The organism is Bacteroides sp. RTP21281st1_H5_RTP21281_210402, assembly GCF_040918965.1.
GTDB classification, from domain to species: domain Bacteria; phylum Bacteroidota; class Bacteroidia; order Bacteroidales; family Bacteroidaceae; genus Bacteroides; species Bacteroides congonensis.
This window is the reverse complement of the sequence record NZ_JBCOWR010000002.1, coordinates 369724-383085: the sequence shown is the minus strand read 5'-3', so window position 1 is coordinate 383085 and position 13362 is coordinate 369724. Positions and strand designations below refer to the sequence as shown.

Genomic DNA, 13362 nt, shown 5'->3' with positions numbered 1-13362 from the left:
CTGTTAATCACTAATCACTAAACGTTAACCGCTATTCTTAGTTTCTTTTCTTCAGCAACGACTCAATCTCCTGTACCTCTGCACTAAAGCTCTTGTCCACCTCTAATTGTCCTTTTACGGTTTTGCAGGCGTGAAGTACGGTTGCATGATCCTTGTTACCGATGAACTTTCCTATCTTGGATGTTGAAAAGTCTGTGTGATTTTTGGCGAGATACATGGCGATCTGCCTTGCTTGAACTACTTCCCTCTTTCTGGATTTTGTGTGTATGGCAGCAGGTTCCAAGTCGAAATGCTTGCATACCACTTTGAGAATATCATCAATGGTAACAGCCTTTGTCTCATTATGAACCACTCCATGTACGATGTGTTGCGCCAAATCCATATCTATTTCCTTGTTGAAAATAGTAGAGCGTGCCATGATTGCGATAACGATACCTTCCAGGTCGCGTACACTTTCGTTTACGTTCTCGGCAATATAGTCGATAACTTCTTCCGGGAACTGTAATCCGTCGCGGTGTATCTTATTGCGCAGAATGTTTTTACGAAGTTCTACGGTCGGCTTTTCGAGCTCTGCCACCATGCCCCATTTGAAACGGGTGAGCAGTCGTTCTTCAATACCTTGCAACAACACGGGAGCGCGGTCGGAAGTCAATATGAGCTGTCTGCCGTTTTGGTGTAGATGATTGAAGATATGGAAGAAATTGTTCTGCGTCTTGGTGACACCGGCAAATTCCTGGATATCATCGATAATCAATACATCAATTGTCTGATAGAAGTTTATGAAATCGTTCGTCGTATTATTACGTACAGAGTCCGTATATTGTACCTGGAACAAATGTGCCGAAACATATAATACTCTTTTCTCCGGATAAATTTCTTTGATTTTCGTGCCTATTGCGTTTGCAAGATGCGTTTTTCCCACTCCGGATGCTCCATAAAGGAACAACGGGTTGAAAGCAGTACCCCCGGGTTTTTGTGCTACGGCTTCGGCTACACTTCTCGACAACTTGTTGCTGTATCCTTCAATGAAGTTTTCGAAGTTATAATTGGGGTTCAAATGCGGGTCTAAGTCCTGAACAGCAGGAGCCTTCAAGAAGTTAGGCGCTTTGTTACCGTCAAATATGCTTTTGGGAGTAATAGCCGTAGAGCGATTGCTTGCTTCGAGATTCACGGTTTGATTCGGAATCGAAGTCTTGTCTACCATGACGTTGTACATCAACTTGGTGCCTTCGCCAATGACCTTATACAATGTCTTGCGGATAAGATCTACGAATCTCTCTTCCAGTATTTCATAGAAAAACTGGCTGGGGATTTGTAAAATCAATGTTTTGTCCTCATATTTCAATGGGACAATAGGGGCAAACCAAGTATTATATGTCGTCTCGGGAACATTGTCTTTTATAATGTCGAGACAGCGGTTCCAAAGTACGACATGATTTGATTCAATCATAGTGACTTTTAATACATTTATTAATTAAGCAAAACTTCTACGTTTGCAAAATTGGGAATCTTATTCCGAAAAAACAAATCAGCTTTTTCTTGTTTTTTTCGTGAGAATAATAATGTGTTTACTTTCAATGACTTATATACATCTGACGGAACACTATATGTTAATCCACTCTTGCAAAATTATAAGTATCTGTATTCTAGTTTGTTATATATGAAATGCTGTTCATTTTTCTTCCATTTGTACGTTTGTACGGGAATATTATTTCGGTTTGTAGATAGACATTTGAGAAGCAATGACACGCTTTTCGAAACGCTTCGTTATTTAGATAAAATCTATATAACGATAAAATGCTACTTATCTTTCTTACCGAATAATGAGAAGTGAACATAGCGTTTCGGATGCTCTTTCAGGTCTTCCAACAAGCTCGCTGCGTTTTCGGTTGTAGCGTTCAAATTATTGTATAAAGTCGGGTCGTTGAAGAGCAGTCCGAGGGTGTTATCTTTGCTGTTCAATTTCTCTGTAAGTATTTTTACGTTAGCCAGCGTTTCGTCTATTTTTTTGAAAGTGGATGCATAGTCCACTTCCTTCAGGTTGCCGCTGATAGCTACGAAGTTATCCCCGATTGTATTCAGCTTGCTGGTGAGCTGCGGGATATCGTTGCTCATAAGTCCTTTCACTTGCGAGCTGACTACTGCCAGGTTGGCTGTGGTTGTTTCTATTGAATGTAACGTGGCGGGGATGCTCTTGTCTCCTAAGATATTGTTCAGTGAGATAAGGATGGAGTCCAGTTTCGGGAGCATTTCCTCTACCTTGGGGATGAGTTTCGCCGCGCTTTCCATCATTCCGTTGTTCATCGTGCCGGGGATGGTATCACCTACGGCATATTTTTCGCGCGGGTTGTTTGCCAGGAGTATGTTCATGCGTACACCGCCCATCAGTTCGGCTACCAGTTCGGCAGTACTTCCTTTCGGGATACGCAGTTCCGTATCCAGTTCCACTTCCACCACTACATTTCCGGGATTCGTGTAATCATAATAGATGTCACGTACAATACCCACGCGTACACCGTCCGCAAACACCGGGCTCGACTTGGTCAGTCCGTTCACGTTCTGAAATTTGGCATAGAAATAGCTGGAAGGTTGAAACATATGTATTCCCTTCAGCCAGTTAATCCCATAAACAAGCACGCATAGTGCAATGATACCTGCAATACCTATTCTGACTTCTTTTGTAATGTACTTCATTTTATCTTTTTATTTATTTCTTCTCTTTTTAAATTCGGCAATCGCTTCGTTGACGTTCATTTTCTCCCCGTTTCGGAAGGCGATGATGAAAGCATCCTTGAATTGTGGCGTAATGGTGCGTTTCGTACGCAGCACTTTGTTATAATCACCGGAAGCGCCATACGTATATTTGTATATGCCCTTTTCCTTATAATAATCCACATTTTTCAGCCCTTTCAACCGCTTGTCGTTTTTGGCAAGAGGTTTGGAAGAGGTGAGTATCTGTATCTTAAACGTAATTTCACTGTCATTGGTTGCGCTTTCCGATGCAATCGGGCGGTTTGTTGTCGTTTTTGTTGCCGAAGCAGGTTTTGTCCTGGCTTCTGCCAGTAATTCCTTCTGTTGAGGGGCTGTCACGCTTTCCGTGTCTTTTTGTGCAAGTGCCGGAGCGTTGTTTTCTTCCTGCTCAGTCGGAATAATCGTTTTGCTGACTCCCGTAAGACGTATTTCATGCTCTCTTTTATAATTCAGGAAAGCATGATAAATACCTTTTGCCATGGTTGAGGCTCCTGCCTCGGAACTTAGATACCGTTCTTCCTCAGGGGTAGAGATGAATCCCAATTCTATCAGGATGCTCGGCATCGCACTTGCTTTTAGGACAAGGAATCCCGCTTGATGCACTCCGCGGTCTGCCCGTTTGCAGGTGTGGCGGAATTGTTTTTGCATCAGTGACGCAAGACGCACGCTCTGCTCCATATACTTGTCCTGCATAAATTCAAATATGATATAAGATTCTGCGGAGTTCGGATTGAAGCCGGCATATCGTGTCTGATAATCGCTTTCGTAGAGGATTACGGAGTTCTCCCGTTTCGCGACTTCCAGATTGGCGTCCGATTTGGCAAGACCTAGTGTCCAGGTAGATGCCCCTTTGGCTGTGCGGTTGTTTGCCAGTGCGTTGGTATGGATGGAGATAAAGAGGTCAGCCTTCGCGTTATTCGCGATTTCGGCACGTCGGTCTAAGGGGATGAAGACATCTTTGCTGCGGGTGTAAATCACTTTGACGTCATCGCAGTTTCTTTTTATCAGATTCCCTACTTTCAGGGCAACGTTCAGATTAATGTTCTTCTCTTTGGCTGTTTTGCCTATGGCACCGGGGTCATGTCCGCCGTGTCCGGCGTCAATAACTACTACAAAGTCCTTCCCCCATAAATGGCTGGTACATGAGGGTAGAAAAAGTAGCCAGAGGCAAATGCATATATATACTATGTATGGTCTATTCAGTTTCATATTTGTAATACGGTGCAAATGTAGTAGAAATTTGTAGAAAACTCATTATTTGCCATTAAGTTTTGTGTTTTTTTCGGTTTAATGATAGCTTTTTTCCTGAAATCTCCGTTACTTTGCGCTTCGAAGTTAAAATGTACGACGATGCTTAAGTTTTTGAAGAATTGGACATTACCTATTGCCATGTTGGTAGGTGCCGTGGGTTATCCGCTGTTCATCGGCCTTTCTTTCCTGACTCCCTATCTTATTTTTACGATGTTGCTGCTGACTTTCTGTAAAGTGTCTCCACGTGACTTGAAGCCGAAACCTCTCCATGCATGGCTGTTGCTGATTCAGATTGGCGGTGCGTTGGCGGCTTACCTGCTGCTTTACCGGTTCGATAAGATTGTAGCGGAAGGTGTGATGGTTTGCATTATTTGCCCGACGGCTACGGCTGCCGCGGTGATTACTTCCAAGTTGGGGGGCAGTGCGGCGAGTCTGACTACTTATACGTTGCTCGCCAATATCGGAGCGGCCATTGCCGTACCTATTCTTTTTCCTTTGGTGGAGGTACATCCCGATGTCGGATTCTGGCAAGCGTTCTTCGTTATTTTGAGTAAAGTATTCCCGTTGCTGATTTGCCCGTTCCTGCTTGCATGGCTGTTGAGTAAATGCCTGCCGAAAGTTCATCAGAAACTATTAGGTTATCACGAACTTGCTTTCTATTTGTGGGCTGTTTCGTTAGCCATCGTTACGGCTCAGACATTATATTCATTGCTCAATGACCCTGCTGACGGTTTTACTGAAATCATGATTGCCGTCGGAGCTTTGGTAGCTTGTTGTTTGCAGTTCTTCCTGGGAAAAACTATCGGCTCCGTCTATAACGACCGCATCAGTGGCGGTCAGGCGTTGGGGCAAAAGAATACGATTCTGGCTATTTGGATGGCTCACACCTATCTCAATCCGTTGTCTGCTGTTGCGCCGGGCTCATATGTGTTGTGGCAGAATATCATTAATTCGTGGCAGTTGTGGAAGAAGAGAAGGAATGAATTGAAAAATCAAGTGTAAGGCGTTAAGTAAGGAATCGCAATGGATATAAATCAGAATTATAGAGAAGCGGTAAAGAATATAAAAGAAGCTATCCTACGCAGTCAGTACCGTGCAGTTGCATCGGTGAACAAGGAACAGTTATCTCTTTATTACGGTATCGGACGTTACGTGTCGGAAAATTCCCGTACGGGCTTTTGGGGAAAAGGTGCAATAGAACAGATATCTTCCCTGTTGCAAAAAGAGTTGCCGGGGCTAAGGGGATTTTCAGCAACAAACATAAGAAATATGCGTATTCTTATGAGGAATGGGCTCCGATATTAAATCATCAGCCAATGGCTGATGATTTGGAGTTGGATGAAAAATTGCTTCTCATAGAAATTCGCCAGCCACTGGCTGCCGAATTTAACTGGTCTGACTTTCTTTCAATCTGTTAGGCAAAGATACGTTAGTCGGAGATACTATAAAAATAACAGCGGAATTTCGCTGTTAGCAAATTATTATGAACAATGAATATGAAAGAATATATCAATCTACGAACAAATAACTGCATGACTATTTTCAAAACACGGATATATTACATAGCTCAAAATATCAACCGTAAGGATTTGAAAAAAAGTAATTAATGGAAAAAGAATCACTAAACAACGATAGAGTTTTGTTACTACCCCGTTTCCGATATGAAAAACAATAAGACCAACCGGAGAAATAGGGAAATAATGCATATCTTTGTAACTGAATTTACGGTTAAATGTCATTCACCGGGTTATATGGACGCATATCCAAGACAAAACAAAGACATCGGATTATGAAAAGATATAAGTGCATAATTATTGTAATAGTATTGATATTTCTATCTTGCTCCAGAACAAACAAATTATTTGATGAAGCAGTAGGTCTTGATAATCAGAAGAAGTATCATGAAGCTATTATAGTCTGGAATAAATTAATCCAGAATAATCCGACGTATCTACCTGCCTATATAAATAGAGGAGCCGATAAATTTGAGTTAAAGCAATATTCTGAGGCTATAAAAGACTATTGTCATGTTATAAGCCAAGATTCTACATATATAACGGCTTGGCTTAATAGAGGAAATGCCAACTTAGAATTGAACAATTACCAAAGTGCAATTGACGACTTTAATGCAGCAGAAAGAATAAAACAGGAAGTGTATGGATGCGCCCAAGTGATATTTTATGATAAAATAGATCCTAAAGATGTTGCGTTGGAAGAAATTTGCCTACAAAGAGGTATTGCTTATTGGTATGTGGATAGCATTAATAAAGCGTATAGTGATTTGAATTATTGCATTGATCAGGAGTATGAAATAGTATCTAGTTACTTTTGGCGTGCTTATGTCTATTGGAAAGCCGGTAAAGAGAAAGAAGCATATAAAGACTTTATGACTGTGATTTTACAAGGACGAGCCGATGATGATTATGTAATTCAAGCACAACAAAATCTAAAGTTGTTGGATAAACATAGCATTCTTTTAAAATAGATGATAAAAGGGAGAATAGGCTGATACTTTTCTCAATATTGAATTATGAAATTACTTAATATTACTTTTTTATTTGCTGTAGTCTTACTCTCTTGCAATGGAGGTAAGAATGGATATGCAAAAAAACTTTCAAATAGCTTGAAAGAGGATTCTGTATTATTTGAGACGGATCACACATCTGATTTGATTGATAATGAGAACTGGGTTAGTAATAATAGTTTATTGGATAATCATTTATTAGATAACTTGAAAAATGAAGAAACCTTGAAACAGATACAATGGTTTGATATTCCTGAAATATTTAAACAATCTCCATTAGATGTAAACAATATATCTATATATAATGATGCCGCTATCTTTTTCTGCAAAAATGAAATGTACAATGAAGCCAGAATTATATTATTAGAGATTACTAAAAAGTACCCTGAAAAAGAAGAAGGATGGCTTGCTTTAGGAGACGCCCAATGGGGTAATGGTGATGAAGAAGATGCAAGAAAATCCTATAATGTTTATTTGAATTTGATGAAAAAATACAATAAGGATTTAGTGCAAATACCTAAAAGAGTATATGAAAGAGTTGATTAAGAGAAATAATTATGTTTTTTGCAGAAGTCAAATAAAAAAAATGAAGATGTTTTATGAGAATGTTGTTATTTGTTATATCTGTAAGTCTGCTTTTAGTCTATTGTAGCTACAAGACGGTACCAAGAAAAGAAAGAATCATATTTTATGGAGTAGTTGATAGTACTATCTATACTTACCAGAAATTCTATATCGTAGATAATCAAATTGCATTGAATTACTTAGATATGGAACCATATGGTTATTACATATCAAGTATAAATCGGCAAGGAGATTCGATAATTGATATAAGTTTTGATAAGGAAATTGATATGCTGCAATATGAAATGGGCAATATTATGCAATATACAAATGTAGCGCCAAATGCCACAAAAAGATTGATATTGAAAAGAAATGGACATTCATGCAGTTGGCAGATGCTTATTAATGGGGAACTGTATAAATATCTCGTGGTGGATAGCTTGGATTTATATAAATCAGGATTTGCTGTGGATACAATTAATCATTGGTTAGATGATGTAGAGTAGAACTAATAAAAGTATCTTAATAGAAAAAGAAATGAAAAATATGGTAAAGCAATTATTAATTGCAGTGTGCATAATATCTTGTTCTATGCAATCTAGTCGGGAATCATTATAAATTTGAATGATCGGATAAGGAAAAACATATTGCCAAGTGGACAATATATTATGGAGATGAAAGAATTTTATCGAATTGTCTCTATATAGATAGTGTTTATAATACATATCCGGTTATAGACTACAAATGGTTTGATGATGAGGTAAACAACAATAGATAACAGTTTACTATAAATACGTATTATGAAAAAGCAATGGAGGAAATATTTGAAATAGAAGACTTAAAAGAATTGGAAGAATTTTTGCAGTCCCAATCAGAGATAGAACTGTTGCGCGAACGCTTGTTTGCCGGGTTTCTGAAATATGCGGATTATAAAAATGTGGAAGAGTGGAATAAGGCCGTTCGTCTTTGCGAGAGCCTGGCTATTATCGGCTGGGGAAATCACGAACCTGTCGAAGCATTGAGAGGACAATTCTTTAATGGAAATCCCGCGACTTGTTTTCAAAATAAATTTGGAGAAACTCGTTTTGTTGATGCCATTTGGTCGAAAAGAGTCAACGGTTTTACTATGGAGCAGGGAAGGACAAGTTATTGTTTCAGTCCTGACGACCCGAATCAAAAGCAATCCGTATTTTGGGAATATGAGATAAAGGAAGATATACAGGATATAAGGCTTGAAAGCCAGAGAAACTGGATTCCTAAAAATCCGGTTTGGATAAGGAGGACAATTGGTAACTGTTATGAAAACTCTAAAGCAGTAATCGAGAACGTTGACAAAGAACTGAAACCGGAGTTGGATAGAAGGATGCGCCCAGAGATGTACGGACGTGCTATTAATCGAATTATAATTAATTGTTCGTATAGCTATTATGACCACGATCACTGTAAAACAAACTATATCATTGCTGATGAAAAGTTGAATTTGAAACAAAAAGATTTCTATCGGACATTGCTCACTATGTTTACCAGGCAAGAAATAGAGAAGAATGGATATTATCTTCGCAATCGTTTTGAATTTGGACCATTCAGGACAGATACCGGGAAAATTAGAATCGGGCTATGCCTTGAGAAAGAATTCAGTGAATTAAGTCATGCCAAACAGAAATCGAAACTAAGCGAATATATTCTGCTTGCTCTGAACCATGTTACCGACAAGCTAAAAAAGAAAAAACTGGATTATGACTTTGACTTGATGCTTGAAGATTTTAATTCAATACTGGCTGAGTGGAAATCATGAAAGATATTATAGAGTTATTATGCTTTGATGATATTATAATAACATGGAAGTAATCTTTTGTGTCAGTTATATTTTAGAATTGGTTTTGTTTTGTTATCTTTGCACCGAAATATTGTAACACACAAGAAAACAAAACATGAAAAATAAAGCTGTTGTAGTCGTTGTTGTTTTGGGAAGTTTGATTATAGCGATGTTTACAGGTTGCTGGCAATCTCCTTTGAAATACATTCCCCCGAGAGTAGATTCTATCAACAGTGACAAAAGCAGGATGGGACTGAACGGAAAAGTCAACACGTTGGATATCTATTATTATCGTCCGGAAAACACATCGTCTTTCTTCTCGGTGAAATTCAAAAAAGGCGAGAAATGGGAAGAGGACGGAATACATCACTACCATTTTCATTTCAATATCGACGGCAATCTTGTTCAATGCAACGAGTACGACAAACAAGAAAATATTATCCGAAAGACCGATTATACCTATGAGACTTGGGGACATACATCTACACTTAGCTTTCCGAAAACTAACAGTACGATTGTCAGTAAGTATAATACTGACGGGAAACTGCTGAAAATCGTGTATAGTGATTCCCATGGGGAGATAAATACTTATGACGACAGGGGAAATCTTATCCGAACCAAACAGATTGACGGCACGATTTACAAACCGGCTATGACCGAATATGATTATAACGAACGTGATTTGTTGGTAGAGAAGAGGGAATATTATAATATAGGGGAATTATCGGGAAAAACAGTTTATGAGTATGATACAAATGGCTTGTTGGCTCAGACTCAAGTGTATGATTTGCTGAGCCGTGATATGCCGGAAATGCATTTCATCTATGAATACAGTGATAGTAACCGCGTTGTGGAAAAATATAGGATTGACGGTGAAGGCAATAAAGAGTTAGAGTCCTGGTGTAAACGTGAATACTATCCGAACGGTAAACTGAAAACCGTTGTTCGTAATAGTATCGTGCAAGAAAAATATGATGAACAAGGGCGGCCGGTTGACGAGCGACCGGGATTTGAAATACTCTACAAAGACTTCCAGGACTACGGCTGTGATGCGAATGGTAATTGGATTGAAACAAAGAATTTCAAAAATTATGTTGATTTTGGCACGGGGCTCGGTCGTATATTAAAACCTTATGTCGAGCGTATCTTTACTTATTACGAAGAATAAAAACTTAAAATTAAACAATATGCATACACAAAAATTCAGCCACATGGTAGGCGGTAAAATCCTTGAAGTAATTATGGTAATCTCGGCTATTGCCTTACTTGTTCTATTTCTTATGTTTCTTTTCGCTGATGCACTTGATGTTATCCCTATGCTTATTTTGCTGGTATCGGTTATAAGTGTGATATGGTTTACCTGCAAATATTATAAACCGGCATTTACCAATGTTATATTTTCGGATGAAGGTATTATTAGTAAAACTCATTTTGAGCAGGAAAAGCTACCGATAGATACTATAAAGGGAATTTGGTATTATAGATGCGGGCATGAAACAGAAATCAAACCATATTCGGATAAAGATAAATTAAAAAATAGTATTATTATCATAGGGGATATCGACTGTTTCACAAATGTTGAACATATAGGTTTAAACGGTTCTACCGTGTTGCGTGATTCATTTAAGAATGGATATACCACTTTGGTATATAGAAAGAGGCTGGATAGAGTATTGAAAGATTTAGACTATAAAATACGACATAACGCACTGCATAAAACGCAGGCAGAAGAAGTGCAATATTAAGAATTGCAGGTATTTTATTCTTATATAATAGTATCGGCTGTATTATTGTGCAGTGATAGTTTAAAATTTCCTTTATTTATAGCATTTCCCGCTCTTTCTTTGTCAAACTTTTGACTACTATATCGTAGGACTTGCTTACAAGTTCTTTAATCTTGTCATCAGATACATCTTCATTGAAATAAACGCTGATCCAATATTTCTTGTTCATATGCCAGCCCGGTCTTATACCGGTATATTCGGTTTGTAACTCCCCTGATTCATCGGGGTTGCATTTGATGCAACAAAAATCGAAAATTTCAATATTGACGAAACAGAACCATTTGTCCGCTACATAAAAACATAGAACGTCACGGCTATATTGGTCGGGTACATTAGGAAAAGGCATCTTCTCGTGAACTCCTTTAAAAGAAAGACAGTATTCTCTAAATTCTTCGATATTCATTTCTTTTTTATTAGGCTTACATATCATTTACTTGGTTAGTCGGCTTCTTCAGATGAATAGCCGATATTTCTGTAATCGTTTACTAAACCATGTACCATTTCTTTGAAATTCGGCAGATTATAGTAATCATTCTTTATTATCTCTTTCAGAAACTTGGAGTCCCCACCTTCATCATCTCTTTGGTTCCCTTCTTCATCTTCTAGTGCTCCGATTATTCGAAACAACATATCATTTATTATAAGATACTTGTCGCTACCTGAACGCTTGTGGTTTTCTAAATCTATCAGTTTCAGATAATAAGTAATATATGCGGCAATCTTAAAACTTTCATCCTTTGTAAATTTGCGATCCGTTCTTTCTCCTAAACAATAATTCCCATATATATCAAGCATTTTGACATAATCATTAGTTGGATTTTCTTGTATAAACTTTAGTAGATTTTCATGAATCTGTAATTTGCCGTTTAAATCTCTCCCTGCAAAGGCCTGCTCCAGACTTTCAACGGAATACCCGTCATTTGCATTATTAGAGATGCTGTCCAATATTAGTTTATTCAACTTGGCGTCCTTATCATAGCCAAAGCAAAATAGCAAATCTTTCACTTCCATTTCTTTTCCATTGCTTAATAACCAGGTTAGACTAGCCTTATTGTCATTTAGTACATAATTATTCCAATGATAATCAAAAGGGTTTTTATAAACATTAATATGATCCTTGTCCGTGTTTTTATCTATTTTCAGTAATAGGGCAGAAGGCATTTGCACAACACAGATATTGAATTTTTTGAAAAAATACAGATGATTCCTGTATGGATAGAACTCTTTGTCTTGTATGTTGCCTTTACTGTCCATATCAGGACTTGGATTTAGAGCTACAATGTAGTCTTCATGATTTTTTAATTTATTCTTGTCTAAAGCATCAGGAGCATTCAAGTCAATCCCGAAAACATATTTAATACGTTCCGCATATTCATTGTCCGGTAAAAACCGATAGTCTTGCTCTTTCAATTTATAATATACGATCATTCCTCCCAAAGAAACATCATCAGGCGTTGCTATTCCGGATAAGTTTATATACAGACTACCTTCGTAGTATTCTCCATCCATGATTTCATTCTGAGCCTTCATTAATTTGTCATAACCGGACTTTATCTCCAGCCACTTTTTATCCGTCAATTCCATTGTAGTAAGTCTCAACATTTCATTGTTTGTTTCTCCAGCTTTTTGTATTTCTTCGTTTGAAGGAACAACATTTGTTGTTGTGTTTTTTGTTGTTGTATTACGGCAACTCACAATAGTGATTGCTATGAACAACAAGCTTAAGAAATTTAGTTTTTTCATCGTCATGTTTTTTATTTTTGTTTTTCTCTGACTAATTTGGATAGGCTGTATATTGATGTTGTTGCAGTATCTGTAAGAAGAACTTCATAATTTTCACTAAAGGAATTCGCGCAGACCGTATCTCCTGTAATTCTCCATTCAACTGCCAAAATCAGTTTGTCCATATGATCGAATATGATATCCGCACCATTCGATTCTTCCCGGTAGTCTTTATTAAGAACGGTGCTCCTTCTGAAAAAGCTGCGGCGATAGCCATCAGGATATTTTTTAATCGAATCCAATCGGATTGTCCGGTCATGGAAAGCAATGATGCTGTCGATAAGTGTCTGCTCGCTTTTGCACAAATGATTATAGACTACAAAGTTTTCTTCTTTTTGTGTGGAAGTAGGCCCCGACCAGATTTGACGTTCCCATGCATTTATCGGCATTAAGTAAATCTTGATAGGCGCAAAGTAGAATTCTAAATAAATGATTGTACCTATAGCCAACACATAAATCAATATACGTTTTACTTTCTTCATAATTCAGTATGATTGATTGTTTACATAATCCAATTGTGTGTTCTCCGATTCATCACATGATAAGTTTTTTTATTTGTATTGCTACAAAAGTAGTGATTAATTTGAAACAACGAATAGCTATCTCGGTAAATACATTCCTAAGCTACACTAAAGTTTGATATATATTAATCTCTTTTATCTAAAAAGGTTGCAAGTTTATCAGGCAAGAATTGTAAAGTTGCAGTTTGATAAGAATCGCAGGATTTTCTTCTTTAGAGTAGAAAAGAACTATCATAACTCTCATGTTTTTTGTTAATGTGCTAATATTTAGATAAATAAGTATGATAGATACTTTCAGAATCCGGTATCTATCATGCTTTCTTCATGAAAAATGAGTATCTATCATTCTTATTTCACTGTTTTTGCTGC

The 13362-nt window shown here is 37.7% G+C and carries 13 protein-coding genes and 1 pseudogene; 8 read left to right on the top strand and 6 right to left on the bottom strand.

Going from position 1 to position 13362, the window contains the following annotated elements; all coding sequences use genetic code 11:
- Positions 1-37 precede the first annotated feature (37 nt).
- The 3 genes from dnaA to AB5443_RS05140 all read right to left on the bottom strand — a co-directional run bounded on the left by dnaA (position 38) and on the right by AB5443_RS05140 (position 3960).
- A complete protein-coding gene (gene dnaA, locus AB5443_RS05150) occupies positions 38-1450 on the bottom strand; it encodes a chromosomal replication initiator protein DnaA (protein ID WP_073344241.1) in 1413 nt (470 codons plus the stop codon).
- Positions 1451-1800: 350 nt separating this feature from the next.
- The gene (locus AB5443_RS05145; protein WP_022136950.1) at positions 1801-2694 is read right to left on the bottom strand and encodes an MlaD family protein; all 894 of its coding nucleotides are present in this window, start codon (positions 2692-2694) and stop codon (positions 1801-1803) included.
- A gap of 9 nt (positions 2695-2703) precedes the next feature.
- Entirely contained in the window at positions 2704-3960 is a 1257-nt protein-coding gene (locus AB5443_RS05140; RefSeq protein WP_277134630.1) for an N-acetylmuramoyl-L-alanine amidase, read from the bottom strand.
- Positions 3961-4041: 81 nt separating this feature from the next.
- Here AB5443_RS05140 and AB5443_RS05135 point away from each other — a divergent pair, with 81 nt between their 5' ends.
- The 8 genes and pseudogenes from AB5443_RS05135 (at position 4042) to AB5443_RS05100 (ending at position 10651) form a co-directional block, all read left to right on the top strand.
- Positions 4042-5004 (top strand): bile acid:sodium symporter family protein, encoded by a 963-nt coding sequence (locus AB5443_RS05135; RefSeq protein ID WP_052662241.1) that lies wholly within the window; start codon positions 4042-4044, stop codon positions 5002-5004.
- 21 nt (positions 5005-5025) lie between these two features.
- Positions 5026-5414, top strand: a pseudogene (locus tag AB5443_RS05130) (DUF1016 N-terminal domain-containing protein); the annotation flags it as partial.
- 377 nt (positions 5415-5791) lie between these two features.
- Entirely contained in the window at positions 5792-6487 is a 696-nt protein-coding gene (locus AB5443_RS05125) for a tetratricopeptide repeat protein (protein WP_277134626.1), read from the top strand.
- Between the two features lie 45 nt (positions 6488-6532).
- Positions 6533-7072, top strand: a complete 540-nt coding sequence (locus AB5443_RS05120) for a type IV pilus biogenesis/stability protein PilW (protein ID WP_277134623.1) — start codon at positions 6533-6535, stop codon at positions 7070-7072.
- Positions 7073-7125: 53 nt separating this feature from the next.
- Positions 7126-7596: a hypothetical protein gene (locus AB5443_RS05115; protein ID WP_277134622.1), complete on the top strand. Its 471-nt coding sequence runs from the start codon at positions 7126-7128 to the stop codon at positions 7594-7596.
- Positions 7597-7901: 305 nt separating this feature from the next.
- A complete protein-coding gene (locus AB5443_RS05110) occupies positions 7902-8885 on the top strand; it encodes a hypothetical protein (RefSeq protein ID WP_277134620.1) in 984 nt (327 codons plus the stop codon).
- A gap of 136 nt (positions 8886-9021) precedes the next feature.
- Positions 9022-10074 (top strand): hypothetical protein, encoded by a 1053-nt coding sequence (locus AB5443_RS05105; RefSeq protein ID WP_277134617.1) that lies wholly within the window; start codon positions 9022-9024, stop codon positions 10072-10074.
- 43 nt (positions 10075-10117) lie between these two features.
- On the top strand, positions 10118-10651 hold the full coding sequence (locus AB5443_RS05100; RefSeq protein ID WP_277134616.1) for a hypothetical protein: 534 nt from the start codon (positions 10118-10120) through the stop codon (positions 10649-10651).
- A 76-nt stretch (positions 10652-10727) separates the two neighbouring features.
- Here the strand turns inward: AB5443_RS05100 and AB5443_RS05095 are convergent, their stop codons facing one another.
- Genes AB5443_RS05095 through AB5443_RS05085 form a run of 3 tightly spaced genes read right to left on the bottom strand, consistent with a single transcriptional unit; the run spans position 10728 to position 12954 of the window.
- The gene (locus AB5443_RS05095; protein WP_277134613.1) at positions 10728-11093 is read right to left on the bottom strand and encodes an MmcQ/YjbR family DNA-binding protein; all 366 of its coding nucleotides are present in this window, start codon (positions 11091-11093) and stop codon (positions 10728-10730) included.
- 35 nt (positions 11094-11128) lie between these two features.
- A complete protein-coding gene (locus AB5443_RS05090) occupies positions 11129-12433 on the bottom strand; it encodes a hypothetical protein (RefSeq protein WP_277134611.1) in 1305 nt (434 codons plus the stop codon).
- Positions 12434-12444: 11 nt separating this feature from the next.
- Positions 12445-12954 (bottom strand): hypothetical protein, encoded by a 510-nt coding sequence (locus AB5443_RS05085; RefSeq protein WP_277134609.1) that lies wholly within the window; start codon positions 12952-12954, stop codon positions 12445-12447.
- Positions 12955-13362 lie beyond the last annotated feature (408 nt).

Coding starts and splice junctions, on each gene's coding strand:
- AB5443_RS05145 (WP_022136950.1), bottom strand. CDS start 2,694: ATGAAGTACATTACAAAAGAAGTCAGAATAGGTATTGCAGGTATCATT.
- AB5443_RS05105 (WP_277134617.1), top strand. CDS start 9,022: ATGAAAAATAAAGCTGTTGTAGTCGTTGTTGTTTTGGGAAGTTTGATT.
- AB5443_RS05090 (WP_277134611.1), bottom strand. CDS start 12,433: ATGAAAAAACTAAATTTCTTAAGCTTGTTGTTCATAGCAATCACTATT.
- AB5443_RS05125 (WP_277134626.1), top strand. CDS start 5,792: ATGAAAAGATATAAGTGCATAATTATTGTAATAGTATTGATATTTCTA.
- AB5443_RS05135 (WP_052662241.1), top strand. CDS start 4,042: ATGATAGCTTTTTTCCTGAAATCTCCGTTACTTTGCGCTTCGAAGTTA.
- AB5443_RS05095 (WP_277134613.1), bottom strand. CDS start 11,093: ATGAATATCGAAGAATTTAGAGAATACTGTCTTTCTTTTAAAGGAGTT.
- AB5443_RS05085 (WP_277134609.1), bottom strand. CDS start 12,954: ATGAAGAAAGTAAAACGTATATTGATTTATGTGTTGGCTATAGGTACA.
- AB5443_RS05115 (WP_277134622.1), top strand. CDS start 7,126: ATGAGAATGTTGTTATTTGTTATATCTGTAAGTCTGCTTTTAGTCTAT.
- dnaA (WP_073344241.1), bottom strand. CDS start 1,450: ATGATTGAATCAAATCATGTCGTACTTTGGAACCGCTGTCTCGACATT.
- AB5443_RS05120 (WP_277134623.1), top strand. CDS start 6,533: ATGAAATTACTTAATATTACTTTTTTATTTGCTGTAGTCTTACTCTCT.
- AB5443_RS05110 (WP_277134620.1), top strand. CDS start 7,902: ATGGAGGAAATATTTGAAATAGAAGACTTAAAAGAATTGGAAGAATTT.
- AB5443_RS05100 (WP_277134616.1), top strand. CDS start 10,118: ATGGTAGGCGGTAAAATCCTTGAAGTAATTATGGTAATCTCGGCTATT.
- AB5443_RS05140 (WP_277134630.1), bottom strand. CDS start 3,960: ATGAAACTGAATAGACCATACATAGTATATATATGCATTTGCCTCTGG.